This is a genomic window from Vibrio sp. 1F279 (assembly GCF_041439815.1).
Taxonomy (GTDB): domain Bacteria; phylum Pseudomonadota; class Gammaproteobacteria; order Enterobacterales; family Vibrionaceae; genus Vibrio; species Vibrio tasmaniensis_A.
Genome location: NZ_JBGOOU010000001.1, coordinates 145,051 through 171,892, shown reverse-complemented (window position 1 = coordinate 171,892; position 26,842 = coordinate 145,051). Strand labels below are relative to the sequence as shown.

The window sequence follows — 26,842 nt, the reverse complement described above, 5'->3', positions numbered from 1 at the left end:
ATGTAATTGACAAAAACATAAGTGAGAGAGATGATTCGCTCTAAAATCACCGATACAAAGGAAGCAAATGTACACATTCGTTGCAGACAAGCTTGATGTCGCTTACTTATCCGCAATTCCTGAAAACCATCAACTTCAGGGCTGCGATGTGCCTGAAGAGGAAATCGAACTTCGAGAGATCATAGAAGTTTGGTATGAGTGTGCCTTTCTACCCGCTTTCAATCTTCAGAAAATCGATATCGAGAACAAAGCTGAGTTAACCGTCGTACAATCAAATGTTCTGAGCAACGATACGCGTACGCTCGCTTTCCTACTCAAAAACAGAGTGTACCGCGCTGCACTGAACAGAATGCTCGGTGTTTGGGCGCTAGAACCTTCTGCAAAAACGGTGTTAGAGCAACTTCTATTTGAACTAAGTCTCGATAAAAATCACCCTAATTAACTCGCTTTTTAAGATACTCATCAATAAGCATCAAAATCAAACCGACCGCCAAACGCTATAAATTGCTAGCAAGACAAGCTATTTCAAAATAAGCTGTGGAATCACAAGAACTTATACCCCTCCCACACTTCCATTAAATTTACAGTTTCAAAGTTTCCATATCGGCATTTTTATTCTACTGTTTTTATATAAAACCAGTTGGATGGATCCTTAATATGTCGACACTCACGGTCTGGAATAACCTTTCAGTTAAACATAAACTCTTTGGCTTAGTTCTACTACCGATCTCATTGCTCCTTTTCTTAGCCGGTAGACAAGCTTACTTTCTGACGACGCAGTTAAACGATTTTGAGCGAACCAATCAGTTAGCAATTTACCTTGAAGATATCTCTGTCTTGTATCGAAGTACTTTGGCCCCAAACACTGAAGAGTTCGTTAATCGAAGTGCTAAGGTAAATGCCGAGCTCAAAGCACTTTCACCCAGCATATTTCTAAACAGTTCCGAAGAAGTGAACCAACTGCTGGCCGACTTCAGTGAGGCAACCTTGTCGACTATGAAAACGACCGACAGTTTCGATAAGCTGGATGCGATTGAATGGCAAAGTGACTTGTACCAACAATTGTTGCTAGCCATTGAGAAAGTCCCTTTTGATATCACCAAGCGTGAGATTCAACAGCACCTCACCGCCTTGCATCAACTAGAGTGGTTGATGTTTTGGTCAAATGAAGAATTTAAGCTCAGCGCTTCACTCTTCGATATTTACCAAAATCATCAAGAGTATGATTCTGAACTAGCCGAGTTGGTTGAAAGCCTCAATGCTAGGCAAGTTTTGTTCTTAGAAAGATTTGTGTCCTTGAATGCCAATACACATCAAGTTTCACTCATGATTGAAGTGTTTAAAGATGAGGCTTTTATGAAAAGCCAAGAGATACGTCACGCACTTCATAGTTCATCCACAATAAGCGCATTGACTCCACAAGAGATCACTACCGGACTCAATGCGATGAGTGCTCGCCTAAGCCTGTTGCAGAATTTAGGTGACGTGATCAAACAAGAGTTCCAAGCCGAAGTAGCTCAAGCGATCTCAGATGCTCAAACAGAAAGAACGCTATTTATTTCCATCGTCACGTTGCTTGCAGCAACTGTTATGGGATTAACCCTCAGTTTAGCGAAACAAGTCACCAACAATCTTGGGCTAGTTCTTAGGTTCTTAAAAAGTGAAAATGATGATACCCGCCCTTCTTTGGACAAACTGATTCAAGGCAAAGACGAACTCAGCCTATTTGCTCAGCAAGTAGAGCGACTGACCATCGAACGAGAACATGCAAAAGAGAAGTTAACGATAGCGAAAGAAGACGCAGAGCGAGCTAAAGAAGACGCCGAAGAAGCCAAAGACCACGCGATACAAGCTAGCAAAGCGAAAAGTAGCTTCTTGGCCAATATGTCTCATGAAATTCGAACCCCACTGAATGGCGTTATCGGTATTTCGGAGATTCTGTCAGACACACCACTTACACCAACACAACGTGATTATGTAGATACGATCGAGACCTCATCTCAACTACTACTAAGCCTGATCAACGACATCTTAGACTTCTCTAAGATTGAATCTGGCATGCTATTAATCAGCCCGCATTCGGCATCGATTAGAGAATCCATTTACGACATCGCATCTATTGTCGCGCCAAAAGCTAAAGAGCAAAAAATATCAGTGAACGTTGATATCAGCCCAGACACACCTGCACGCGTGATGATCGATGATCACCGATTAAGACAGATCTTGATGAACTTTATGTCGAACGCGGTGAAGTTCACAGCAGAAGGTGGCGTTACCCTGTCAATCCAAACGCTAAACAAAGCAGAAAACAATGTCACCCTAAGGTTTTCTGTGCGAGACACGGGGATTGGTATCGATAAACAGCAACAGAAACAGATATTCGAACCGTTCGCTCAAGAAGATGATTCAACGACCAGACAATTCGGTGGTACTGGTCTTGGCCTTGCGATCAGTACTCAGCTTGTTGAACTTATGGGTGGTCAGATCCAACTCGACTCCGTCAAAGGTAAAGGCAGTTGTTTCTACTTCGATCTAGAATTACCCATTGATTTAATGTTGCCAAAACCAAGCACAGCAACCGCCGACATTTATGTTCTAGGTAACGCGAACATGCTCTCTAAACGAATAGAATGGGACCTTAACCTCTATGGTTTAGAAATAACCCAACAAACGAGAGATACAGCTGAGCTTACACAACAACTCACGATTCAAAAGCACGCTAACCCAATCACAGTTGTCTTTGCTGAAGATGACACATTCCAAGCCAGTGACTATACCAGTGACTTAGATAAGCTCCACCAAAACGGCATCACTATCTGCTTGATTCGATCATTTTTGAGCGAGCCGGCTGACATCGGCAATTGTGTTACGGCTCAAGTATCACAGCCCCTACTCGGTTTACGTTTGATTAAAGCGGTTGAGCTCTGTGATACACAGGGTCGGGTTGAGCTTTCAGAGGCGAGCCAACCTTCTCTAGAGATACAACACAAAATTCTGATCGTCGAAGACAACAAGGTCAACCAAAAAATTGCCGGGCTTCATGTTGGTAAAAGTGGTTTTGAATTCGAGTTTGCGAATAATGGCCAGGAAGCCGTGGACATGTTCAGATCGAACCCTCACTACGCAGCAATACTCATGGACTGCATGATGCCGGTTATGGATGGCTTTGAAGCGACAAGTAATATTCGCCGCGTTGAAAAAGAGACCAATGCCACGCGTCGTATCCCTATCATTGCCCTGACCGCCAGTGTTATTGATGACGATATTCAAAGGTGTTTCGACGTGGGCATGGATGACTATGTGCCAAAGCCATTCAAATTTGAAATGTTAAAAGAAAAAGTACTTGCCGCCGTTGAAGCAATGCCACTTCCTGTTGCCTACAAAACTAAATCTACGAAAAAACCCGCGACCGTAACGCCGATTCTTAATGCTGCAGCTAAACGGACTGTGCCAGAGGAAAGAGAACAAAACCCGGTTCCGAGCAAATCTGAAAGAATACTGCTCGTCGAAGACAATCGAGTTAACCAAAAAGTCGCTTCGGTCATGCTAACAAGGGCTGGTTACGCTTTTGAAATTGCAGAGAATGGTCAAATTGCCGTTGATATGTACCAAAACGACAGTAGTTTCGACATTATACTAATGGATTGCATGATGCCCGTTATGGACGGTTTCACAGCAACTAAGGAGATTCGGGAGCATGAGAAAAACCTAGGCTTAAGCAAAACTCCTATCATCGCGCTAACCGCCAGTGTTATCGATGATGACATTCAAAAGTGCTTTGATTCAGGCATGGATGGATACGTAGCGAAGCCCGTAAGAAAAGAAAAGCTATTCCATCAAATAGAAAGTGCGACTTGTTAGGAGAAACCCATGGATTGGATTAAAACAATAAAAACACTTCCACGCAGAGTCATATTGCCAGTCGCGGTAGGGCTATTAGGAAACTTGCTTCTTCTCAGCCCAGCTCATGCCGCAGAAGATTACGCCATATTCTCTTTAGATTCAGGATTTGAAGAAATATCGATAAACAAAGCAAGGAAGCTGTATAGAGGAAAAACAAAACGACTCGATGGTAAACGTGTAGAACTTTCTGATTGGCCTGAAAACAGCAGCGAACGTGAAGTTTTTTACCAACAACTGCTTGGAAAAAACGCAGCTCAAATGAATGCCCATTGGGCGAGCTTATCCTTCTCAGGTAAAGCTCGTTATCCAAGAGAGATTAAATCGGCGTCCACCGAAACCTTGGTTGACTGGCTTGATGACAAGCCCAATCGAATTGGGTACGCCCCGCTCTCGACGCTCCCTGAAAATGCCAATGTTCTATACGTTATAAGCTCGGAGAAATAATATGAAAAAAATAATTACGTCAGTGCTATGTGCTTCAATTGCCTCTCCGGCTTTCGCTATTATTGAACTTACCGATAATTTTTCGTTAAGCGGATTTGGTTCTACTTCTTGGGCAACATCAGATAACGACTCCCCTTTAATCATCAACAATGGTTTTACCGATGAAAATTGTTATGACTGTGATACCACACTTGGAGTTCAACTCGATTACTTTTACAACTCATTTAAAGCTTCCGTACAAGTTGTCAAACCACCCCAATATGATTGGAGTGATCCTCAACTCGAGTGGGCTTACTTGGGCTATGAATTTAACGACTTCGATGTGAGTATTGGTCGATTACGACTGCCACTATTCCTTGCCTCTGAATACTATTATGTTGGCCAAGCCTATATGACGGCAAGACCACCGACAGAGGTGTATAACAGCGTTCTTGGTATTACCGCTTTCAACGGTGTCAAAGTGAGTTGGACTCATGATGTAACCGATGAAGCTACCCTACAACTCTCTCCATTTGTCGGAATCAAAGATAAGAATGAAGTAGAGTTCAATTCGACAACCGAGCTGGAATTCGAAACAAATCGAATGTTTGGTGCAAACCTTCAATTAAGTGGTGATAACTATCGTTGGAACTTATCTTTCCTTGATTCAAATTTCGATCAAACGACAAAAATTAAAAACGTTGGCACGCTTCCAACAGCAGACAACCAACACATCCAACTTTGGTCGCTAGGCGCTGAATATGAATTTGGCCAAGCGGTATTGGCGAGCGAAGGTCAAATCAGTGACGTTTCTTCATCCATGTACGCCAGCCTAGGTTACCATTTAGGAGTATTCACACCTTACGTAGTATACGGCGCGCAATTTAACGCCAATGAGCACTTAGAAGGGAATAGCTACTTAGTTGGTGTAGATTACGACTTGATGTCAAATATATCTATCAATGGTGAAATGCAATTCTTCGAAGCTCGTAGGTCAAACGGTGCCTTTATTGACGCCCCTAAAACCGATAAAGATGCATTGCTCTACACCATCATGTTGAGTTTTGTTTTTTAGCTCGAATTCAAATCGATGGTCACTTGCAGCAATTAAGATCCAAAAAAGCCAGTCGAATATTTCGACTGGCTTTTCATAAGCGGCTTATCTATTTACTCATTCAAATATTATGAGCTTGGCGCTACTCGCTTCTCTTTCAGCTGCTCAATAACATAGTCAGGAGCCACTTTACCTAGCTCACTTAAGCAATCATCGGTCTTGTCGTTGCCGTATCGCACGTAGATATCACATACTGCATATAACTGCTCCGGAGAACCAGAGATCAAATACGCCTTCTCGAACGATTTAGTCGATTTGTCGATATCCAGCTCTTCTTGTAGTACCCCATTCAAGTACCAGTAGTAGCTGTTATCTTTTGCAAGTTCTGCTGCTACTTCAATCTCTTTGGCTGCTGCTGCCTTGTCTTCAAGGCGAACCAAAGTTAATGATTTAGAATAGTGCATCGCTGCATTGTCCGGCACGTTCTTCAAACCACGATCCAACACCCCGACCGCTTGTTGATCTTTATTCTGAGCTCGGAAGTTATCCGCGTAGCTCAGCCAAACTTGAGGGTCTTTCTGGTGAGTATTAATCAACTCAAGATAAATCGTTTCCGCTTTATCCCATTCATTGTGCCAACGGAGCACGTCAGCGAACAACAATTGAAACTTTTCAGATTCTTGTGATTCCAAGAATGTGATTAACTCAGCGACGGGTTGTTCAATTTGTGCTTTCTGTTCTTTATCTAACGTATTGTAATCACGTACTAAGTTCGATGTTGCCGAGTGACGAACCATAGAATCTGAATCGCTCAGCAAAGGCGAAACTAACGCCCAACGATGCTCAAGTTGATATGGCGAAGAACCGATAATCGAAGCCTCACGAACTTCAGGGTTTTGATCTTTCAAACCTCTTGCCACCGCCACCAGCGCATTCTGGCTTGGGTATGAAGCAAGCTCTTGCAGTGCACCAGTACGATTCTCTATAGATTGGTTCTGATCTTGTGCCATGTAAGACAACTGTTGAATACGGGTTTGTGTGTCCGTCATTTCGAGCACTTGATTGATATTTTTTGCCGGTGCGTCAACAGTTTGCTGAACGCTATTCGCTGCCATCGCAGACGTTGAAACTAATGCGGACGTTGAAACTAATAAAGCAACAGCCGTCGCTAAACTCTTCTTCATCATAGTATTACCTTAAACTGGAGAACTTAGCCTGTCCTTAGACTCGTATCTGATTAAATTTGTCTTGGACCTGTTGACCCAAAAAACGAGTTAAAACTTGGTCTCGAACGTAGTTTGTTGCGCTTGTTTTGCACGATGTGCCATCAATACTGAGTCACTGAATTTGCCATGAGCAACCGGATGCCCCATCGCACGAGCGATATAAGCCATCGACTTGTCGACATGAGAAAAGAACTTGTGCCAACCTGCACATAAGTAGTTCAAGCCCGGTTCGCCTGCGCGAGTTTTGATAAAGCGGTTTTTAGGACATTCACCATGACAAGCAAACTTGTAATCACACTGCTGACATTGACTGGTCATTGTGCGTGATTTAGCGAAACCAAACTTTTGCTGTGGTGCGCTGTACGCCAAGTCATCAAGCTTCTCGTGATGAATATTGCCAATCTTGTATTCAGGGTAAACATAGTGGTCGCATGAGAATACGTCGCCATTAGGCTCCATCGCGAGGCCTTTACCGCAGATTTCATTCAGAGTACAAAGCGGGTTAGGACGCCCTATCCATGTTTCTAAACTTGCTTCAAAATACTGAACGAACACTTTACCGATGTCGTTCTTCGCCCACTCATCAAATACAGAAATAAGGAAGTTACCCCAAGCCAAGTCCGACACACACCACGATTCCATAATCGAGTCTTTATGGCCGGGGATCAGGCGTTTGTCGCCTTGCTTAAGTTGCTCACTCACTTGAGACGTTTGTGGCGCAACCGTTCTAAAGGTTTTTTGCTCAACGATAGGGATAAACTGCATTTGCGGTGACTTCACCACATCACGTAGGAAGCGATACACCTCAAGTGCATTTTGACTGGTGAGGTTATTCACACAAGTCAGCGTTGCGAATTTCACTTGGTGTTTGTGCAGCAGTTCAACGGCCGCCATCACTTGTTTGAATGTACCACGGCCTGCTCTGTTGACACGATACGCGTTGTGCAGCATTTCAGGGCCATCAATACTCAAGCCGATTAGGAAATTGTTCTGTGCTAAGAATCGCCCCCAGTCGTCATTCAATAATGTGCCATTGGTTTGTAGATCGTTTGAAATCAACACCCCTTCAGGTCGGTACTTTTTCTGTAGCTCAACCACGCGTTCAAAGTACGCTAAACCCAGCATGGTCGGTTCACCGCCCTGCCATGAGAAGATAATTTCAGGCGTATTTTGACCTTCGATGTATTGTCGGATGTAGGTTTCTAACGTCTCATCATCCATTCTTGGAGAACTGCCTTTCTTGTACTCCAACAAATCTTGCTTACTTAGGTAATAACAATATTTACAGTCAATGTTGCACGCTGCGCCAATTGGCTTAGCCATAACATGCAAGCGTTTAGACGCTTTACCATTGTATTGTGGACCTTGAGTAATATGCATGATTTATCTACCTATCTTAGTGTCTGTAGCCATCATAATGCCTATTTCAGTCAGTGGCATGTTATACCCTTTATAACCAATAGGAATGACCTTAAACGTTAAAATTGCCCTCTATTTCGAACATTCGAGGCACGTGATGAAATTTTTCAATTACAAACAATTAGCGGCGATCAGCAGCGTCACCATGACTATTTTCCTAAGCGGCTGTGCGAGCGTGCCTACACACCCTATCGCCCAACAAATCGACCAAGAGATGGTGCTAGTTGAAGGTGGTACATTCACCATGGGTTCGAACGATCCTGAAGCGACCAAAGCAGAACGACCAGCGCGAGATATAACTGTAGATAGTTTCTACATTGCGAAGTTTGAGGTGACTCAAGAATTGTTCGAATCGGTGATGGGTTCATCTCTCAGTTATTTCCAAAACCCACAAGTTCCGGTCAATAACTTAAGTTGGCAACAGGCGAACTACTTCGTTGAACAATTGAACGAACTTACAGGTGAAGAATACCGTCTGCCGACTGAAGCTGAATGGGAATTTGCAGCGAAAGGTGGCAACAAGAGCAAAGGCTATACTTACAGTGGTTCCAATAACTTAGATGATGTTGCGTGGTACTCAGCAAATTCTAAAAATAGCGCACATCCAGTCGGGCTAAAGAAGCCAAATGAACTAGGCTTATATGACATGACCGGAAACGTGGGTGAGTTTGTGATTGATGCCTTCGATGACACCTTCTACCGATTCGGTCCAACAGACAATCCTAACAACGCAAAACACAGCGACGTTGGTTTATCACATAAATCGGTTCGCGGTGGCAGCTTTGCTTATGACGAAAACGAATCTGAAAGTTACCGTCGCGACTTCGCAAGCCAATCGATCACTATGTCAGATATGGGCCTGCGTTTAGTTAAGGATGCGAACTAACTAAGGCTCTGAACTAGCTAGATATGCGAACTAACTAAAGATGTGAACCAGCTAAATGTGCGAACTAGCTAAAGGTGCCGACGGTTATGACTCAATAATCTTCACAAACAATCCTAAAAATACGATTCGCACTGTACACACGTTAGAAATCTGACCAAACGTTAGAACTTTGCTGCAATACTGAATAAGGAAACTCTATGCAATACACCAAGCTTTCAGGACTGACACTCGCGTTACTCTGTGCTCTCCCAGCTTCGGCTGCGGAAAAGCCAGATCTAGTCCTTCAAATCACGGTAGATGGCCTGCGCGCAGATCTAATCGAACGATATAAGCATAACTTCGGTGAAGGTGGTTTCCGGTACTTAATGGATGACGGCACTTACTACACCAACGCGAACTACCAACATGGCAACACGGAAACGATCGTGGGCCATGTGTCGCTTGCAACCGGTGCGCCACCGAGCGTACACGGCATGGTAGGTAACGTTTGGTATGACCGTAGCGAAGAGCGTTTGGTGTATAACGTAGAAGACGGCAACTACAAAATGTTGACCTCTGGCGCGGGTGTCGACAAAGCAACTGAGATCGACCCAACGCAGAAGACAGCACAGGGCGATGGACGTTCTCCTGAGCCAATACTTTCCACCACGTTTGGTGACGAGTTGACGATTTCCAATAGTGGAAAATCAAAAGTGTTCGGTGTATCAGTGAAAGACCGCGGCGCAATCTCATTGGCGGGACACAGTGGTAAAGCCTTCTGGTTCTCCAAAGCGCAATCTGAGTTTGTCACCAGCAACTATTACTACGACGAGTATCCAGATTGGGTATCACGTTGGAACGAGAAAGCAATTGCTGCTCAGTACTCGAAACAGAAGTGGGAGCTCTCATTACCACGTGACAAGTACACGCTTCAAGAACACGATACCGAACACAAAGTGAAACTCGGTGACTTCCAACGCACCTTCCCTCACCCTTATGGCCCTGCAAGTTACAAGTACTACAGCACAACGCTAACCGTTAGCCCAGCCGGTGACGAGATCACAGAAAACTTTGCAAGCACACTGTTGATGCAAGAGAAGCTAGGCCAAGGTGAAGTGACTGATTATCTGTCTGTGAGTTTCTCATCAAACGACTACGTGGTGCACTTATACGGCCCTGAAAGCCTAGAAACAGAAGACAACCTAATTCGACTTGATAAGACGATCGCCAAGCTTCTTAAAACCGTTGATAACCAAGTCGGGCTAAAAAATACATTAATTGTGTTGTCTGCCGATCATGGTGTCCCTGAATCTTCACCCGCGGCAAATGCGCTTGGCTTTAATCAAGCTCAATACTTCAATAAAGATACACTGCTCTCGAGTGGTGTTGAGAAACGATTGAAGGATGAATTTGGTCTAACCAAAGACGCAATTCGCTTGTATGCACAGCCTTATATCTATCTGAATCACGATTTAATCGCAGAGAAGAAACTTGACCTAGCTAAAGTGCAGGAAGCGATCGCAGATGAAATAGCGAAAGTGAAGGGTGTGGCGTTTGCAGTATCAAGCAGCGATATTGCAGCGAACCGAGTGCCTGATACTCATGTGATGCAGCTAATCAAAAACAACTACCACCCTGCTCGTTCAGGTGACGTGTATGTGGTATTTGCACCGCGTAGTTACATTAACGACATGGAAGGCCTTCAAATCGCCTCTACACATGGCTCGCCATGGAAGTACGATACGCATGTCCCTGTAATCTTCGCAGGCTACGACGTTGAAGCTCAGAAGATCTCGCGGGCAATTACGCCATACGACATTGCGCCAACACTTTCGAACAAACTAGGGATAACCCAACCAAGTGGATCAATTGGAGAAGTTCTGCAAGAAATTACCGAATAATAGATGTCATTGAGGTTTCTTAGTTTTAATGTCGAAACCCACACCAAGTAAAAGAGCCACTTATCAATTCAGACTGACTCAGTCAAAACAGATAAGCGGCTCTTTTTGATTGCCTGTAGTTAGGTCGAAATCCAATCAACGTATGTCAGTGCTGGGAATAACGGCTATTCGCACAAACATTTTCCATCAATCCCCCTTTAAAGGTTAACTTGATATGTCTTTTGCTGCCGCTTTGATCTTAGCGCGCAACCATTTGTGGCTAGGTTCATTAGTGCGACTCGGGTGCCAAATCATACACATATCGAGATCTTCCAATTCGAATGGTAGTGGTAGTGTTTTAACCGCGTACTTTTCAGAAAAACAACGCACCGATGACATAGGTAGCACTCCGATGTAATCAGAGCCTTCAATAACTGGCAGCATCTCTACAACGCCCGCAGCTCGATAGACTATTCTTCGTTTTTCAAGGTCACTGTAGTGTTCAGAACTCAATAAGCTTTTACGTGCATGCCAACGAGATACAACCACATGCTCAACTGATAGGAACTGCTCCATATCGATGGTATCACCAATCGTAGGATGGTCTTTGCGGCAAACGACCACCAGCTCCTCTTTAGAAATCACCTCATGCTTGAGCATGGTTCTTCCTTTAGGTGTCATATCAACAATCACATCATGTCTTTGAAGCCTTAAATCAGACTCGTAGTCTTCGGTAAATAGAGGGTGAACTTCTAATGCGATACCAGGTGCAACTTGGCTGATTAACTGCATCACTCTTGGCATCATTTCGTAGCTCGCCGCCGAGACGCAGGCAATTGAATAAACGCGGCCTGAAGTTTTGGGGTCGAAATCTCTTGATGCAGATAAGGTAGACGTAAAGTTTTTTAGCGCAGCGGCCATTGCAGGATAGATATCAATAGCGAATGTGGTTGGCTCTACGCCTGATGTGGTGCGGTGAAACAGTGGCTCGTCATAAATATCACGAAGCCTAGCAAGCGCTTTGCTCACTGCTGGTTGGCTTATATCCATGCGATTAGCAGCCCTAGATAAGTTCTGCTCTTCATAGATAGCAACAAATATAGGAATTAAATTGAGTTCGGTGCTTTTCATACAGTTCCATATTAAAGAAGCAGGTTCCCTATAGTAGAGAGCCTGCCGATTTTGTTCGATGCGAATGACTAAAGTTTGCTACTTAGTTCTATCTTTTAAGTCTGGCAAGGCTTTAGGGATTTTCAAGCGGTCGAAAATTGAACGAGAATTGCTAGAGTTTGATGTGTCATTGGGTAAGTTACGTAACCCTCTCCACAAACGAGTAAATACGTTTTTGTCTTCTCGCCCTTGTTGGAGGGATGCACTGTCTTCCACCCAACGTTTTTGTCCATTCAAATTACCAAGTTGCGCTTTACTTAGCTGCGCTTTATTCAGCTCTAGCTGAGAGGTTTGGTTTCGTAATTGACGATAGATAAAAGTTCTCAATGCGGGCCAATTATTTTGCTTAAGCAAACGACGCAATACCAACCAACTCGGTGTTGGTCGGTTCTTGTAATAGCGCTTCGCCGCAACGAATAACATGCCACATAACACTACTGCCAAACCAACGCTTATAAAGATCGACATGTAAGCCTTGATGAAAGATCGGAGCGTATGTTTTGCTTCAAACACCTCGCCTTTTATCACCACGCTCTCAAGACGCTGATTTTTGCTGTCCCACCACTGGAATGTGAACTCCGGTAAGGTAAATTCACCACCTTGCTGAATCACATAAACCGTCTCTTCAATTCTACTGGACCGATAGTCACTACGTTCTTGTGTGTCATCTAAACGATTAGGCTGAGGGTAAGCTTGATATTGCTGAGTCGATTCATTGGTCAACACATTGGGAAGTAACACCGACAAACTGTCTTTCGCTTTGACCGTCACGGTTCGAGTAACCGCATCACCCACTTTTAAGTCTTCGCTCGAACGTTGCCACTGCTGCTCAACATCCACGTCTGTCGCAGAAAACCAAGGCGATTCATCGCTTAGCAAACCAGACGGTAATGAGGCTTCAAACTTAATCGGCCGCGTGTAAAGCGTGCCGCCCACGTTTGAACCATCAGGAGCAGAAACTTGGATACGAACCGGCACGGTTGGAATAACAAACTCGCCAGAAGTCATCGGATAAAGTGTCACCTCCCAGCGCTGACGTGACCATGTACTGCCACCAACTCTTTCTGTGTAGTTCGTCGCGAGTTGGTTACGCTGCTTAGCGATCACGTTAGGGATTTCGATACTGCCGATTCGAGTGCCGCTCGTTAACCAGCGCGGTGTCGCCACCTCAATATTCAGAATCACTTGCTCATTTAAGCTGACTTTGGCCGGCGTTATTTTGTCGCCTGACTTTGGCTTTTCCCCTACCCAAGCGATAAGTTCCACATCACCACTTTTTTGCAGATCGAAGATATCGGCAGCAGAAGCAACAGCAGGAAAAAACCAACTCAACATAAGAGTCATCGACAGCAACCATGTACGGGCTGTGAATCGCGTTCGCTTTGATTGAATCGCTTCAAGAGCTAAATCGTATCGACTCATTGTGTTTGCTCCTGTTTTGATGCCTGTTCCTGTGTTGGTGTCTGTTCGATAGACGGTGCAGGATCTCTTAATTGAATTTGAAATTTCGACTTCAAGAAGAACTTAGGATCCGCTTCAACGCGTTTTAACCACTTGTCGGCAAGCTCTTGGCTGCCCAAGATTTCATTGGCGTTAAGCGTTTCCTTGAGCATCAATTCCGCTACCGTTTCTTCTTCGGCGCCATCACCCGTTCGCGGCTGATCGTCTTCGAGTTCTAAAGATTCTTCAGGGCCATCTGTGGTTCCAGACTGGCTTTCGCTGGTTCGGTTTACCTCTTCGACAATCCCGCTAAGCACTGCAAGGTTATTTTCCACATCCGTTTTTAGTTCTGGTGACAGATCCTCTTTCTCGCTTAGGGATTTCAAGAGGTCTCGCGCCGCAAGGTATTCGCGCTGCCTAGCTAACGCACTGGCTGCATTGTACAAACCAAGGTCAGTTTTGGTTTGCAGGAACGCACTGTGAGCGAGCTTAAAATCACGAGCATAGTAATAAGCCGCGCCCTTTCGCATCGGGTCAGTAAAATGTTTTGCAGCTTGAAGGTACTCCTTCTGGTTCAACAAACGTTGACCTTGCTGATCGGGCGTTAACCATAAGTCCCACCACCATTGAGCTGTTTTGTCCCAAGCCGTAACCGACTCCACCACAACGGGTTTCTCAGCAGTTAAGTTGACTGTTTTCGCAAAAGTGCTTGGTGAATAGATGCTGCCCGAAATCACTAGACCAACGACACACCACTGCACCAGCCATCCTTTTCTGAACCACAACAACATGATAATCGCCATTGGGATAAGCAAGCCATAGCCCATGTCTTTCCAAGGCATTGAAGATTCGCCGTTGAGCTGCATGTTTCTTTCAACCGCTCTGTTCAGTTGTTGGATATCCGAATCATCAACGGTCACCTCAACCACTCGTCCACCCGTCTTACTCGCTAAGTTACGCAGTGAATCTAGGTCGACTGGGTTATCGCTCACCACATTACTGTTTCCTGCGGCGAGAATGAGCAACTGATACGGATTGTCGTTAAAGAAACTCTCGTACGCCCTAATGGTGCTTGGGTTGACACCATCTGATACCAGCAGTACAGAAGAGCCTAACTCACCAGACAGTTGTTGATTAATCAATGGCAGTGCTTCTTCTGCTGACTTACCTGATACCGGCATGATATCGGGTGTGATAGCCGCTAGAAACGGTTCGAATACCTTGCTGTCTTGAGTAACGGGCATCGCGACGTGTGCGCTGCCTGCGTAAACAACTAAGCCCGTATTACCGCCTTTCCGAGCTGCTAATAAGTCTCTAATCTTCTGCTTAGATCGTTCCAAGCGACTCGGTGGTAAGTCTTTAGCGAGCATAGATTCACTGTTATCAAGCACAACCAACATCGACGCTTTGTCTTCACCAAAAGGCGAAGCCTCACGTTGCCATGTTGGGCCAGAACAGATAATGATGGCGATAGTTACAATCACCACCAATAGCTTCAATGGCAGCTGCCTACGCCAGCCTGTTTCACCAATGGTCAATGCATCACGTAAGTGTGCAGGTAGAATGTCTTTCCACGTTGGTTTGGTCTCTTCTCTCCAACGAACCCATAACAGGAAGAACATCGGAATAAAGGCCAACAACCACAAAGGTCGGATAAAATGAAACTGGGTAAAGAACTGTTGCAGAGTGAGAGAATCAGGCATCATCCTCTCCTTTCAATTTTTTAGTTTTAGAAGCCAAAAGCGACCTTCTACGTAAAGTCGCCAGACTAAAGGCAGTCAGATACATCACAACAACAATCGCCATTAAGTAATGGTGCAGCCCCTGTTTAGGGCGATAAGTGGTACTTTCATATAATTGTGGTTCTAGCTCACCAATCTGAGCGTAGGCTTTGGTAAGTTCGTCGCGGTTAAGTGCCTCAAAGGCTTCGCCACCTGACTCTTGAGCCACACGTTTGATGGTTTCCATATCCAACGCCACTTCTCCCACGGTTTGAGGATCACCCATGGCGATAACGTGAATACGAACGCCTTTCGCCTTGGCGACTTTGGCGGCATCGATAGGTTCAACAAAGCTTCCGGTGTCATTACCGTCGGTTAATACGATCACGACTTTCTCTTTCACGTTGGCATCAACACTTGAATCTTGAACGGCAGCACTTTGCTTCTCACTTTGCTCAAACACCTTAATCGCAAGACCAATCGCATCACCTAAGTGCGTGCTTTGCCCTGCCATCGCGACATCGGTTTGATTAAGCAGTTCAAGCCATACATCTTGGTCGGCGGTAAATGGCGTTTGTACAAACGCTGCATCACCAAACAAGATCAAACCGAGTCGGTCCCCTTTTCTGGTTTTCGCGAAATCGGCTAACACCTCTTTGGTCGCATCTAAGCGAGAGATTTTATCCCCTTGTTTAGACGTAAAATCTTGTTCAGCCATTGAGCCAGACAAATCGACAACCACCATCACGTCGCGACCTAATTGTTCACGAACTTGTGGCTCACCAAGAATGGTAGGTTTCGCTAATGCGCAGATCACTAATACCCAGGTAATGATCAGCGTAGTGCGTTGCCACCAGGTTGGTGTTAATTGGCTTGCACCTTCTGATGGAGCCTCGCCAATCGCTTCAACCAACTCACTGAAAAATGGCACCTTGATGGCCATTTGTTTAGTGCGATAAGCAGGTACGGCGAAGTAAACGAGTAAAGGCAAAGGTAGTGCGATAAACCACAGTGGGTGCGCAAATTCAAAGCTGGCAGATAAAACATCAAACATTGTCTTGCCCCTCAACCGTTACCTGTACATTCGGCTTGTGAAGTTTTAGCCACATCATCGCGGTTTGAATTACCTCTAATCGCTGTTCAAAGCTCAGACGCACATTAGGGTCAATTAGGCTTTGCATCCATAATTCCGAAACTTCATCGGCAAAGAACGCATTGCTGTTTTCACTTGTGTTAGCGCTAACAGGCAGATAAGCGTTCAGACGGTTTACATAGGCTTTTCCAAACAGCTTTGCATTGCTGCTGTCTAGGTAACGAAGCACCACTTTCAGTACTTTGAAGGTTCGTTCTGTTGAATTTTTGTCTCGTGCATCCAATATCATGAGCTCTTGAAGCGCTTCTTTGCGATAACGGTTATTCCACCATTTCTGCGCCAAACGATAAGCCAGATAGACAGCGACCAATAACAGAATGACGCCAAGGATCTTCCAGCCAATAGTTTGCGGCATCCAGCTCACGCTCTCGGGAATGGCGACATCGTGCAGATCGCGAAGGATATAAGTACTTGGAGGCGTATGTTCAACGGCCATCTAACGCCCTCCCACCAGCTTTTGAAGCTGAGAAATATGAGTTCCAGACGTATCTAATTCGATATAAGGGAGGTTTTTCATCGCCATTAATTTAGCAAGGGACTGTTTCTGGAGTGCAGCCTTTTGAGCAAGGCTTTCACTTGCGAGGTTAACCTTAGATTGGCTATCGAGATTAAGTTGAAAGCGACCATCACCCACCACCCAATTTGCGCTTGCGAGATCTTGAGGTAATGATTGTTCCAATGGGTCTGTGATCATTATGGCCAAGATATCGTTGTGTTGCTGTAACTGCTTTAGTCGGTCTAGATGTTGTTCTTGGCAGTCGCGCCAATCGCTAATAAAGATCAAGGTCGACTGCTTTAATCTCATTCGTTTTATCAGTTCAATCCATTGACTGAACCCGACTCCTTCGCTGTCACTCACACTCACGTCTAAGCTTTGATTAGCCTTGGTAAGATGCTTTAACTGAGCCAGTAAATCAGACTGTGAACGCTGCGCTTTGGTATGAAAGAGCTTTTGATGTGAGGCTAAAACAAAGCCAACACGGTCACCATCTTTCAGGACTCGCCATCCACACAATGCCGCGACTTCGGCCGCAACAACCGATTTCATGGTGTTTTGAGAAGCAAAGAACATCGAACTGCGCTGATCGACACAGATCATTACATTTCGGTCTTTCTCTTCGGTATAGCTACGAACATGAGGCTTACCCGTTCGCATCGTGACTTTCCAATCGAGATTACGGATATCATCACCCAATTGGTAATGACGTAATTCCTCAAAATTCAAACCACGACCACGAAACAGGGAATTATGTCGGCCCGACAATACACTGCCCGCCTTTAGATGAGGCAACAGAGAAAACGACTCAGCTTGAGCCTGGATTCGCACTAACCTTGAATAGTCACAGTACAGTCGAGGATCAAGGCCTTGCGGTTTAGGAGCTTGTGTTGGCTTAGCCATGACGCCCCCTAGTTATCCAATCTCAACATTATCAAGCAGTTCTTCAACCACTCTTTGATGGTCAATACCATCGGCCAATGCATCGTAAGACAACGAGAATCGGTGGCCTAATACGGTCGGCAACATGGCACGCACATCGTCCAACGTGACGTGGTCACGCCCTTGCAACCACGCATAAGCGCGAGCGCATTTATCCAATGAAATAGAAGCACGCGGGCTTGAGCCAATCTCAATCCACTTTGATAGGTTTGATTCTGGGTAACGCTCTGGCTTACGAGTCGCCATCACCAAAGCCACAATGTAGTTCTCAACTAAATCGGAAACGGCAATATCTGGAAGTTGGCGGCGAGCTTCAAGTACCAACTCAGGTTCAATATGCTCTGGAGTGACTAATTCCGAACTCGTCTCGCTGCCCAGCTCTTCGCTGCGCACAAGTCGAATGATGTCGCGTTCAGCTTCATCTTCTGGATAGTCGACCGTCACTTTCATAATGAAACGGTCCATTTGTGCTTCAGGCAGTGGATACGTACCTTCTTGCTCTACTGGGTTTTGAGTGGCTAGCACCATGAATAGATCTGGCAGAATATGAGTTTGACCACCCACCGTAATCGTCCCTTCCGCCATGGCTTCAAGCAGAGCCGCTTGTACCTTTGCAGGAGCACGGTTCACTTCATCGGCTAAAACAATACTGTTGAAAATAGGACCCGGTTGAAAGTGCAACTGAGGCTTTCCATCAAGCTCTTGATACACTTCTGTACCGGTTACATCTGATGGCAGTAGGTCTGGCGTAAACTGAATTCGACCAAAACTGGTGTTCAGTAGGTTCGCCAGCGATTTCACTGAACGAGTTTTCGCTGTACCGGGAAGTCCCTCTAAAAGCACATGCCCATTAGTCAATAACCCTATCACCAGAGCCCGAACGACGTGGCTCTGACCGATAACACTTTTCTCTGTTTGTTCAATCAGTTGGTTTATTGCTTGTTGCGCATGGTTCATAGGTCTTCCCTTAATTAAATCTGGCTGCGTACATCCTACTCACAAGCCCCATAACTATTAGTTATACACGTGATAATTGTTCATCAGCGCGATAAATTATAAACGTGATAATTGCTCATAAGCGCGATAATTGGTTACAAGCGGAATAAGCAGCAAGCACGATAGCCAAGCTCACCTCATCGCTTTATTTAAACTTAGCTTTCAATTGGTTAATGGCCTCCGGCGGTGCCACTTTGCTCAATGATGAAATACATTGCTCAAACGCCTTTGGTACGCCCAGTATATGGCTGTTTCGCGCCAACACTTCACACTGGGCATACAGGTGCTGTGGGTTGCGGCTAAATTGGTAAGCCTTGTGCAGTGATTGACTTGCCGCAAGCACATCAGATTTCTCCAAAGCCAATCCGTACACATACCAATATTGTGGGTCGGTTTGCGCAGTTTCAGCGGCTTGTTTAAGGTAGTCCGTTGCTTGGTCGTAATCTTTCACACGAAGCAGAGATAACCCTGTGCTGTATGGCAATACACTCGATTTCGGCTGAGCTTCAATACCTTGCTTCAACGTCGACAACGCTTTTGCTTCGTTACCTTGCGCTCGATACAAATCCGCCAAGTTGGCGTAGCTGTTTTCGAAGTAAGGCTCAATCTCGATAGCACCTTGATAGAACTCAATCGCTTTATCGTGCTGACCTAGATCGCGGTAAACGTTGCCTAGGTTAGTTCGTCCAAATCCTCTATCGGCATTAAATTGCTGTATCTCAATGTACTCTTCCAATGCAGGCTTGATTTGATCTTTCTGCAGAGGGTTCATTTCTCCCCAATAACGTACCAATGCACCTGCGGTTTCTGAACGAATCGACAATACAGGGTCTTTCAGTAGTGGCTCTAGAATTTGCCAACGGTCAGTGAATGGGAAACCAGACGAGCCTTGCACAACGCCCAAACGGATCATTTCATCATCATGTTTCACCGCTCTTGCAAGCGAGATAAGCGTATTCTTACCCGTATTTCCGCCCAAACGTTCTAAGCTCGATGCACGAATGATATTGCTTAAGCTGGAGTCCTGAGCCGAGTATGCCAACGCATCCTCTGCCCCTCTGTGCCCTATTGAGTCAGCATAAAAGGCAACGGCAAAGTGCTGCTGATTACGATACTTAGAATCTGGGAACCACTCACCGATTTGCTTATCTGCCCACTGGTCGGTTTGGTCTTCATGACAGCTAGTACAAACGTTCGGCGTTTTAATGTGTTGGCTAATATCAGGACGCGGGATATGCCAACTGTGGTCGCGTCTTGGGTCGACCTCCATGTAAGTCGTCTCTGGCATGTGACAAGTCGTACATTGTGAAGCTTCGGTATTCGCTTCATGGAATGTGTGCTTTTCAGGCGTGTATTCTGATGCAATGTGACATTGGCTACACACGGCTTCTTCCGCAATTTTTAGTTCAGCGGTATGGGGATCGTGGCAGTTAGTACATGTGACGCCTTTTTCAGCCATCACTGATTGAAGGAAAGATCCGTAAACGTAATCTTCATCGTAGATTTGACCATCGTTATGGTAAAGCTCAGGAGTAATCAAACTTAGACGATACTTATCAAAGAAAGACCCGTTAACGTGATCTCCCGTTTCATTTAACTGAGTACGTCTGCTGTGGCATTGCGCACAGGTTTGAACCTGATTTGTATGGATGATGTCTTTTGGTTGTAGGGTTGAGTTGCCCTCTTGGTAGATCCATTCTTTGACCGATTTCGACAAGTCGCGATCAAAGCCATAATGCGCCGAGATTTGAGCATCCTTTCCGCCGTTAGCTTTTGCTAGCTGGGCTTGTTTAACGTGCTCGCTTGCAGGGCCATGACAGGCTTCACAACCGACATTAATCTCAGACCAAGTAGTGTTATAGGTATTACTCGCGCTGTCGTAGTTCTTTTCTAGGTTCGTTGAATGGCAATCAGCACACATGAAGTTCCAGTTTTGACCGCTATTGGTCCAGTAGAATTCATCAGTGTTGGTGGTATCCGGGTAGAGGTTAAACCAGCGTTGACCGCCTTCGCCCTCAGTGCGAGAGTCCCAAGCGAAAGGAATCAACTGTACTCGACCGTCTTCAAACTCAACCATGTACTGTTGTAATGGTTCAAAGGCAAAGGTATAGCTGATTTTGTAATCTTTGAATTGCCCGTCCGGCCCTTCGATATTGACCCAAAACTCTTCTCCCTTGCGAAAAAAACGGTTGGGCTTTCCTTTATGAGTCACGGTTTGATCGTCGAAGTTGCCCAACACAGATTCATCATCGGCGTGCTTCATCGCCATATCATGATGAGAGCCTTGCCACGCTTCCACTTCTTCGCTGTGACAGTCAACGCATGCTTCAGAACCGACATACGTAGCCTTGGGAGAGCTGGCATCTAAAGTTCCTGAACCAATAAGCGTAGCTTCAGTCGTTGGAGCTTGTTCATTAGCATACACATTGACACTGAGTGTCGACAACATAGGTAAAGACAACATTGCGGATAATACTGCAACTCGCTGGTGTTTCAATCCGTTCACTAGTGAGCACAACCATGCAGACATAACATTCCTTGTTTTTATACATCCTTATGCTTAATAAGGTAGACGTAAAAACAATGAATTTACAATTATTTAGTGGCAGTGAGCTTGATTGTTGTGACTCATATTCACGACTGGTATTTACTCATCGATATGCGCATAAAAAAAGAGCTCCGAAGAGCTCTTTCGTGTTAGCAGTTTCAATAAACCAAAGCTTACTTATTATGGTTCTCTTGAAGTTTCTCCATAACCTGATCCAAGCTAAAGCTCGCTGCTTTTTGGCGTGGTGGATATTCAGCAAAGGTTTCTAAGAACTTGCCAACATACGCTTGAGCAGGAACAAACATATAAGCATGGTCTAACAACCAGTCATAGTAAGTATTCGATGTGATATCTGCGTTTTCGTATGGGTCCATTCGGAGGTTAAACAGCTTAGGAAGACGTAACGTTACAAACGGTTCTGCCCAAATTTGCATGGTACCCGTCGCACGCTGCTCCATGAACACCGCTTTCCATTGGTTGTAACGAAGTGCCGCAAGGTCACCGTCATCGGTAAAGTAGAATATCTCCGAACGACGGCCTTTCTCTTCTTCACCGGTTAGGTAAGGAAGGAAGTTGTAACCATCTAGGTGCACTTTAAACGTTTTATCACCCGCAGTATGACCTTTCAGTAGTTTCTCTTTGATCTGATCATCACCAGCGGCTGCAACGAAGGTTGGCATCCAGTCCATGTGGTGCATTATTTCATTTGAAACACTGCCCGGTTCAATCTTTCCTGGCCAACGAACCATTGCTGGTACACGATATGCGCCTTCCCAGTTGGTGTTTTTCTCACCACGGAACGGAGTTGTACCGGCATCAGGCCAAGAGTTCATGTGTGGACCGTTATCCGTTGAGTAGAAAACGATGGTGTTGTCTTTGATTCCCAACTCATCCACTTGCTTCAATAGTTGTCCAACGTGTCGATCGTGCTCAACCATACCATCAGCGTAGTTACTGATACCGGTTACGCCTTTGCTATCTGGCTGCACGTGCGTTCTAAAGTGCATTCTTGTTGCGTTCCACCAAACGAAGAATGGTTTATCCGCTTTCACTGCGCGATCCATGAAATCAAGTGCCGCGTCCAGCGTTTCTTCATCGACCGTTTCCATACGCTTACGCGTTAGTGGACCGGTATCTTCAATCTTGCCATCAGCGAATGATTTGATCACACCACGAGGGCCAAATTTCTTACGGAACTCTGGGTCAGTTGGGTAATCTTCATTCTCCGGTTCTTCTTCAGCATTCAGGTGGTAAAGGTTGCCAAAAAATTCGTCAAACCCGTGTGCTGTTGGAAGGAATTCATCTTTATCGCCAAGGTGGTTTTTACCAAATTGACCTGTCATGTACCCCATAGGTTTAAGCATTTCTGCAATCGTTGCATCCTCCGCTTGCAAACCAATGTCTGCTCCTGGAAGGCCTACTTTACTTAAACCCGTTCGTAATACACTTTGTCCCGTAATAAAGGTAGAGCGACCCGCAGTACACGATTGTTCAGCGTAATAATCGGTAAACATCATCCCTTCTTTGGCGATGCTATCAATATTGGGCGTTTTGTAACCCATTAAACCAAAGGTGTACGCACTCACATTGGATTGACCAATGTCGTCCCCCCAAATGACCAATATATTTGGCTTTTCTGCTGCAAAAGTGGCGCTAGACGCGGCCATCATTGCTGTACCCAAAATCGCTAATCGACGTTTAGCGCCATACTTCGCTGTCATAGAAACCTCTTCGTAAGTTATTTGCATCCTGCCCTACAACGTATAGTTCATTTTTTGCGCATACGCGAGATTACCTAAGCTATTAATATTTTTGTCATTTTCATCGAGATATGGATACAGAAGTCATCGATAAGGTTTACGGCAACAAACATGATAAGGATCACACATACAAACTAAGGGGTTGTTCTGGCAACACACTAAAACTTATATGAATCAACAAGTTAACTAGACATCATAACGATTGGTTATAAGCACTATAAAAGGACGGAACGGAATTTTGAGAATAACATTTGCTCATCGATGTGTTGTTCTAACGCATTAATCTTAAAAGTGAATCGGAGTCCTTATGGGTACTAAAATTAATAAACTAGCATTAGGTGTTGGCTTATTAGCAGCTTCTTCAGCGGCAACAGCAGCAGAAAAACCAAACATTCTTGCTATCTGGGGTGATGACATTGGTGTATTCAACATCAGTGCATACAACAACGGTATGATGGGTTACGACACACCTAACATCGACCGTATTGCTAACGAAGGCGCACTATTTACTGACCACTACGGTCAACAATCGTGTACTGCTGGTCGTGCTGCATTCCTAACCGGTCAAGAACCTTTCCGTACAGGTCTACTGACTATCGGTATGCCAGGCTCTGACCACGGTATCCCTGATTGGGCTCCAACTATCGCAGACCTTCTTAAAGAACAGGGCTACATGACAGCTCAGTTCGGTAAAAACCACATGGGTGACCAAGATAAGCATCTTCCAACGAACCACGGTTTCGACCAGTTCTTTGGTAACCTTTATCACCTAAATGCGGAAGAAGAGCCAGAGACATACTACTACCCTAAAGATCCTGAGTTCCGTAAGAACTTTGGCCCTCGTGGTGTAATCAAGTCGACTTCTGACGGTAAGATTGAAGACACAGGCCCTATGACGCGTAAGCGTATGGAGCATGCGGATGAAGAGTTCCTAGAAGAATCTTTAGCATTCATGGAAAAAGCGGTGAAAGCTGACAAACCATTCTTCATCTGGCACAACACGACTCGCATGCACGTTTGGACTCGTCTACAAGAGAAATACCAAGGCGCGTCGGGTATCAGCATCTACGCAGATGGCATGTTAGAGCACGATGACCAAGTGGGTATCCTCCTAGACAAACTTGATGAGCTTAAGATCGCAGACAACACTATCGTCATCTACTCTACCGATAACGGTGCAGAGACAGTTTCTTGGCCTGATGGCGGTGCTACTTACTTCCACGGGGAGAAAGGTACAACTTACGAAGGCGGTATGCGTGTTCCTCAGTTAGTTCGCTGGCCTGGTACTATCAAGCCGGGAACTAAGATCAACGACATCATGGGTCACCAAGACTGGATCCCGACTCTACTAGCAGCCGCTGGTGATGATAAAGTGGTTGATAAACTGGCTTCTGACAAAGGTGCGACTTACAACGGTAAAAACTGGCGTGTACACCTAGATGGTTACAACTTCCTACCTTACTTCCAAGGTAAAGAAGAGAAAGGCCCTCGTGACAGCATGCTTTACTTCTCTGCTAACGCTGAACTAAATGCGGTACGTTGGAATGACTTCAAGATTTCATTCGCTGTTATGGACGGTAACATTGTTGATGCCGTGCGTTTCCAACCAAACTGGCCTCAAGTCGTTCACCTACGTGCTGATCCATTCGAAAAAGCACCACACGAATCGGGCATGTACCTACGTTGGATGGCAGACAACATGTGGCTATTCGTACCTGTAGGCGGCAAAGTACAAGAGTTCATGAACACGCTACCTGACTACCCTATGCAGCAAAGCCAAGTGTTGAACCCTGGTAACTTCAACCAGAATGCTTACATGCTTCAAGGTAAACTTAAGCAACTAGAAGCGGCAGCAGCGCAAGCTAAATAATTAGCTAAAGCTTAACCAACCCTAGGAAAGTGAAACCAAGCCGTGATAGCTCAAGCGCTATCACGGCTTTTCAGTATATCAACAATGAAAACTGTCCCACATAAGCCTTTAACAAACGAGTGACGAACAAGGTTATCCGCATACATTTACTCGCATAGCCTTGTAGCTCGCCTCGTTTATGACCGTTACGTTAAGATTACGCAAATTTTTTCAAATCCCACGGACATCACTTGAAATACAGAGATATGCGTGCGATTGTATTTTAACTCACCCTAACAACTGTATGATTATGAAGACAATCCAAAGCATTGCCCTACTCTCAGCTATCGTTGCTGCACCTTCAGTATTAGCTGACGTTGAAATCCAAGTTCCATCCAGTGTTGATATTCTAGCGGTTAACGAAGCTAAGCCTGACTTAGACGGCGGCTTATTCTCTTCTCATAAAACACTGACGTTACCAGATGGTCAAAACCAAATCGTATTCCAATATCAACTTGCATTTGATAAAGGTAACGATCGTGAATTCGTAGACAGCGACGCTGTTATCGCAACATTCGATGCGACTGATACCACACTGACTTTCGATCTGCCAAAATACCGCAACACAGCAGAAGCAAAATCTGGGTTTAAAAACTTAGAGTGGAGCCTTGTTGACGAGAACCAGAATGAAATCAGCGTTAAGCAAGACAAGCTAGTTAAAGACGGTATGCAAATTGGACGTAAATACCCTCAAGAAGCAAAAGAATACAACCAGAAAGGCGGCATTGCTGCGCTAGCTATAGGTACAACAGCAGGCGCAACAGCGGCGGTTGTTCAACCTGTAACACTTCCAGCAAAAATTGATGGAAATGCGGCTAACACAGCTGAAGAAATGTTGTATTTTTGGTACGAAAAAGCCGATGCTGAAACGAAGCAGAAATTCAAAGATTACGTGAACAAGTAGATTCGATTACGAACAAGTCTATAAAATATCTCGTTCAAACCAAAGAAGCTGGCACACTGCCAGCTTCTTTGATTTTATCTAAATAGGACGTTATAGGTGTAAAAATCAACGATAATCAGGTCTAATCCTCGACATCAATAACATATCAATGTATTTCCCGCCTTTGAATGTACTCAGCCTTTTAGTGCCTTCTAACTGAAAACCCACTCGTTCATACAAAGCAATGGCAGCGTTGTTATCGGCATGAACCTCTAGATCCAGACGGACCAGATTAAGCCAATTATCAGCTTGATTAATCGCTTCTTTCATTAATGCCTTCCCAACCCCTTTGCCGTGTGCATCAGGGTGAATCGCAATCCCTAAGCCAGCACTATGTCGGTCTCTCACCTTAGTCGTCATGAATAAGGTAATGTGCCCAACGACTTTACCTGACACTTCTGCGACTAAAGTGAAATGGTCTGAATGACCAAACAATCGCTCCACTTGATCAGAGCTAAGGAAAGGTTTTTGTGAGGTATTTTCTGATACTGATGAATGACGATAAATATCAAAAATGTCTTGGTTGTCTGTGGTTTCAAGATGTCTAATTTGTATTTCCAAAGTGATTCCTTACTGTCTATTTCTATCCTTAAGCTAATTTTCATATTACGGATAGCAACGAGTAGCTACAACCGTAAGTGACAGAAATAATTGAATAATCGTCATAGCCCATAAACAGTCGCCACAGCCCATAAATAACAAAATCAAATACTAAAAATGCACCATTGAAGGCCCTCACTCGCCTGTTCATAGAGTAAAGTTCGCTCTCGAAGCAAATAGCTCAAAGGTATAATAATACCAATCGTAGTAAATAACTGTTCACCCTAGCTTGTTAAAAATCTCGATAACGTCGTTAGGTTTTTTGATTGTAGAATAACTACTTATCGAAACTATTTATTGAAAAGAGCAGCCTTGTTCTCAAGCTTTTTTCCTGCGCTATTTTTGATCACTTACTTACTGTGATTGGTATAAATTGATCCATCGCTTTGAGCCT

Annotated in this window: 20 protein-coding genes; 8 read left to right on the top strand and 12 right to left on the bottom strand. The window is 44.8% G+C overall.

Going from position 1 to position 26,842, the window contains the following annotated elements; all coding sequences use genetic code 11:
- The first annotated feature begins 67 nt into the window (after positions 1-67).
- The 4 genes from ACED60_RS00720 (at position 68) to ACED60_RS00705 (ending at position 5,401) form a co-directional block, all read left to right on the top strand.
- Complete coding sequence (locus tag ACED60_RS00720) at positions 68-442, top strand: hypothetical protein (RefSeq protein ID WP_009844972.1); 375 nt, start codon at positions 68-70, stop codon at positions 440-442.
- Between the two features lie 215 nt (positions 443-657).
- Positions 658-3,861, top strand: coding sequence for a response regulator (locus tag ACED60_RS00715; protein ID WP_371726665.1), 3,204 nt, complete (start codon positions 658-660; stop codon positions 3,859-3,861).
- Between the two features lie 9 nt (positions 3,862-3,870).
- Positions 3,871-4,347: a hypothetical protein gene (locus ACED60_RS00710; RefSeq protein ID WP_009844970.1), complete on the top strand. Its 477-nt coding sequence runs from the start codon at positions 3,871-3,873 to the stop codon at positions 4,345-4,347.
- Between the two features lies 1 nt (position 4,348).
- On the top strand, positions 4,349-5,401 hold the full coding sequence (locus tag ACED60_RS00705; RefSeq protein ID WP_009844969.1) for an ABC sulfate transporter permease: 1,053 nt from the start codon (positions 4,349-4,351) through the stop codon (positions 5,399-5,401).
- Positions 5,402-5,508: 107 nt separating this feature from the next.
- Here the strand turns inward: ACED60_RS00705 and ACED60_RS00700 are convergent, their stop codons facing one another.
- Together ACED60_RS00700 and ACED60_RS00695 are read right to left on the bottom strand one after the other, a co-directional pair.
- A complete protein-coding gene (locus ACED60_RS00700) occupies positions 5,509-6,567 on the bottom strand; it encodes a hypothetical protein (RefSeq protein WP_371726664.1) in 1,059 nt (352 codons plus the stop codon).
- 87 nt (positions 6,568-6,654) lie between these two features.
- Positions 6,655-7,986, bottom strand: a complete 1,332-nt coding sequence (locus ACED60_RS00695; RefSeq protein ID WP_017080106.1) for an anaerobic sulfatase maturase — start codon at positions 7,984-7,986, stop codon at positions 6,655-6,657.
- A 136-nt stretch (positions 7,987-8,122) separates the two neighbouring features.
- Between ACED60_RS00695 and ACED60_RS00690 the strand changes: the two genes are divergently transcribed.
- Positions 8,123-8,911 carry an SUMF1/EgtB/PvdO family nonheme iron enzyme gene (locus tag ACED60_RS00690; protein WP_004730504.1) on the top strand — a complete coding sequence of 263 codons (789 nt, stop codon included), beginning with the start codon at positions 8,123-8,125 and terminating at the stop codon, positions 8,909-8,911.
- A gap of 197 nt (positions 8,912-9,108) precedes the next feature.
- Positions 9,109-10,791, top strand: a complete 1,683-nt coding sequence (locus ACED60_RS00685) for an alkaline phosphatase family protein (protein WP_371726663.1) — start codon at positions 9,109-9,111, stop codon at positions 10,789-10,791.
- 204 nt (positions 10,792-10,995) lie between these two features.
- Here the strand turns inward: ACED60_RS00685 and ACED60_RS00680 are convergent, their stop codons facing one another.
- The 9 genes from ACED60_RS00680 to ACED60_RS00640 form a co-directional block, all read right to left on the bottom strand.
- The gene (locus tag ACED60_RS00680) at positions 10,996-11,901 is read right to left on the bottom strand and encodes a LysR family transcriptional regulator (protein WP_371694488.1); all 906 of its coding nucleotides are present in this window, start codon (positions 11,899-11,901) and stop codon (positions 10,996-10,998) included.
- 78 nt (positions 11,902-11,979) lie between these two features.
- Positions 11,980-13,362 (bottom strand): BatD family protein, encoded by a 1,383-nt coding sequence (locus ACED60_RS00675; protein ID WP_371726662.1) that lies wholly within the window; start codon positions 13,360-13,362, stop codon positions 11,980-11,982.
- Positions 13,359-15,083: a VWA domain-containing protein gene (locus ACED60_RS00670; RefSeq protein WP_371726661.1), complete on the bottom strand. Its 1,725-nt coding sequence runs from the start codon at positions 15,081-15,083 to the stop codon at positions 13,359-13,361. The genes ACED60_RS00675 and ACED60_RS00670 overlap by 4 nt, the downstream gene beginning before the upstream one ends.
- Positions 15,076-16,155: a VWA domain-containing protein gene (locus ACED60_RS00665; RefSeq protein WP_371726660.1), complete on the bottom strand. Its 1,080-nt coding sequence runs from the start codon at positions 16,153-16,155 to the stop codon at positions 15,076-15,078. The genes ACED60_RS00670 and ACED60_RS00665 overlap by 8 nt, the downstream gene beginning before the upstream one ends.
- Positions 16,148-16,690, bottom strand: coding sequence for a DUF4381 domain-containing protein (locus tag ACED60_RS00660; protein WP_108111939.1), 543 nt, complete (start codon positions 16,688-16,690; stop codon positions 16,148-16,150). The genes ACED60_RS00665 and ACED60_RS00660 overlap by 8 nt, the downstream gene beginning before the upstream one ends.
- Positions 16,691-17,653 (bottom strand): DUF58 domain-containing protein, encoded by a 963-nt coding sequence (locus tag ACED60_RS00655; RefSeq protein WP_371726659.1) that lies wholly within the window; start codon positions 17,651-17,653, stop codon positions 16,691-16,693.
- A gap of 12 nt (positions 17,654-17,665) precedes the next feature.
- Positions 17,666-18,649 carry a MoxR family ATPase gene (locus ACED60_RS00650; protein WP_012600753.1) on the bottom strand — a complete coding sequence of 328 codons (984 nt, stop codon included), beginning with the start codon at positions 18,647-18,649 and terminating at the stop codon, positions 17,666-17,668.
- A gap of 184 nt (positions 18,650-18,833) precedes the next feature.
- On the bottom strand, positions 18,834-21,218 hold the full coding sequence (locus ACED60_RS00645; RefSeq protein WP_371726658.1) for a tetratricopeptide repeat protein: 2,385 nt from the start codon (positions 21,216-21,218) through the stop codon (positions 18,834-18,836).
- A 191-nt stretch (positions 21,219-21,409) separates the two neighbouring features.
- Complete coding sequence (locus ACED60_RS00640) at positions 21,410-22,957, bottom strand: arylsulfatase (RefSeq protein WP_009844956.1); 1,548 nt, start codon at positions 22,955-22,957, stop codon at positions 21,410-21,412.
- 346 nt (positions 22,958-23,303) lie between these two features.
- On the opposite strand from ACED60_RS00640, the gene ACED60_RS00635 reads away from it, so the two are divergent.
- Both ACED60_RS00635 and ACED60_RS00630 read left to right on the top strand, forming a co-directional pair.
- Complete coding sequence (locus ACED60_RS00635; RefSeq protein ID WP_371726657.1) at positions 23,304-24,866, top strand: arylsulfatase; 1,563 nt, start codon at positions 23,304-23,306, stop codon at positions 24,864-24,866.
- 289 nt (positions 24,867-25,155) lie between these two features.
- On the top strand, positions 25,156-25,809 hold the full coding sequence (locus ACED60_RS00630) for a DUF2057 family protein (protein ID WP_122047059.1): 654 nt from the start codon (positions 25,156-25,158) through the stop codon (positions 25,807-25,809).
- A gap of 105 nt (positions 25,810-25,914) precedes the next feature.
- Here ACED60_RS00630 and ACED60_RS00625 read toward each other — a convergent pair whose 3' ends face one another.
- The gene (locus ACED60_RS00625) at positions 25,915-26,409 is read right to left on the bottom strand and encodes a GNAT family N-acetyltransferase (protein WP_371726656.1); all 495 of its coding nucleotides are present in this window, start codon (positions 26,407-26,409) and stop codon (positions 25,915-25,917) included.
- Positions 26,410-26,842 lie beyond the last annotated feature (433 nt).

Coding starts and splice junctions, on each gene's coding strand:
- ACED60_RS00720 (WP_009844972.1), top strand. CDS start 68: ATGTACACATTCGTTGCAGACAAGCTTGATGTCGCTTACTTATCCGCA.
- ACED60_RS00715 (WP_371726665.1), top strand. CDS start 658: ATGTCGACACTCACGGTCTGGAATAACCTTTCAGTTAAACATAAACTC.
- ACED60_RS00710 (WP_009844970.1), top strand. CDS start 3,871: ATGGATTGGATTAAAACAATAAAAACACTTCCACGCAGAGTCATATTG.
- ACED60_RS00705 (WP_009844969.1), top strand. CDS start 4,349: ATGAAAAAAATAATTACGTCAGTGCTATGTGCTTCAATTGCCTCTCCG.
- ACED60_RS00700 (WP_371726664.1), bottom strand. CDS start 6,567: ATGATGAAGAAGAGTTTAGCGACGGCTGTTGCTTTATTAGTTTCAACG.
- ACED60_RS00695 (WP_017080106.1), bottom strand. CDS start 7,986: ATGCATATTACTCAAGGTCCACAATACAATGGTAAAGCGTCTAAACGC.
- ACED60_RS00690 (WP_004730504.1), top strand. CDS start 8,123: ATGAAATTTTTCAATTACAAACAATTAGCGGCGATCAGCAGCGTCACC.
- ACED60_RS00685 (WP_371726663.1), top strand. CDS start 9,109: ATGCAATACACCAAGCTTTCAGGACTGACACTCGCGTTACTCTGTGCT.
- ACED60_RS00680 (WP_371694488.1), bottom strand. CDS start 11,901: ATGAAAAGCACCGAACTCAATTTAATTCCTATATTTGTTGCTATCTAT.
- ACED60_RS00675 (WP_371726662.1), bottom strand. CDS start 13,362: ATGAGTCGATACGATTTAGCTCTTGAAGCGATTCAATCAAAGCGAACG.
- ACED60_RS00670 (WP_371726661.1), bottom strand. CDS start 15,083: ATGCCTGATTCTCTCACTCTGCAACAGTTCTTTACCCAGTTTCATTTT.
- ACED60_RS00665 (WP_371726660.1), bottom strand. CDS start 16,155: ATGTTTGATGTTTTATCTGCCAGCTTTGAATTTGCGCACCCACTGTGG.
- ACED60_RS00660 (WP_108111939.1), bottom strand. CDS start 16,690: ATGGCCGTTGAACATACGCCTCCAAGTACTTATATCCTTCGCGATCTG.
- ACED60_RS00655 (WP_371726659.1), bottom strand. CDS start 17,653: ATGGCTAAGCCAACACAAGCTCCTAAACCGCAAGGCCTTGATCCTCGA.
- ACED60_RS00650 (WP_012600753.1), bottom strand. CDS start 18,649: ATGAACCATGCGCAACAAGCAATAAACCAACTGATTGAACAAACAGAG.
- ACED60_RS00645 (WP_371726658.1), bottom strand. CDS start 21,218: ATGTCTGCATGGTTGTGCTCACTAGTGAACGGATTGAAACACCAGCGA.
- ACED60_RS00640 (WP_009844956.1), bottom strand. CDS start 22,957: ATGACAGCGAAGTATGGCGCTAAACGTCGATTAGCGATTTTGGGTACA.
- ACED60_RS00635 (WP_371726657.1), top strand. CDS start 23,304: ATGGGTACTAAAATTAATAAACTAGCATTAGGTGTTGGCTTATTAGCA.
- ACED60_RS00630 (WP_122047059.1), top strand. CDS start 25,156: ATGAAGACAATCCAAAGCATTGCCCTACTCTCAGCTATCGTTGCTGCA.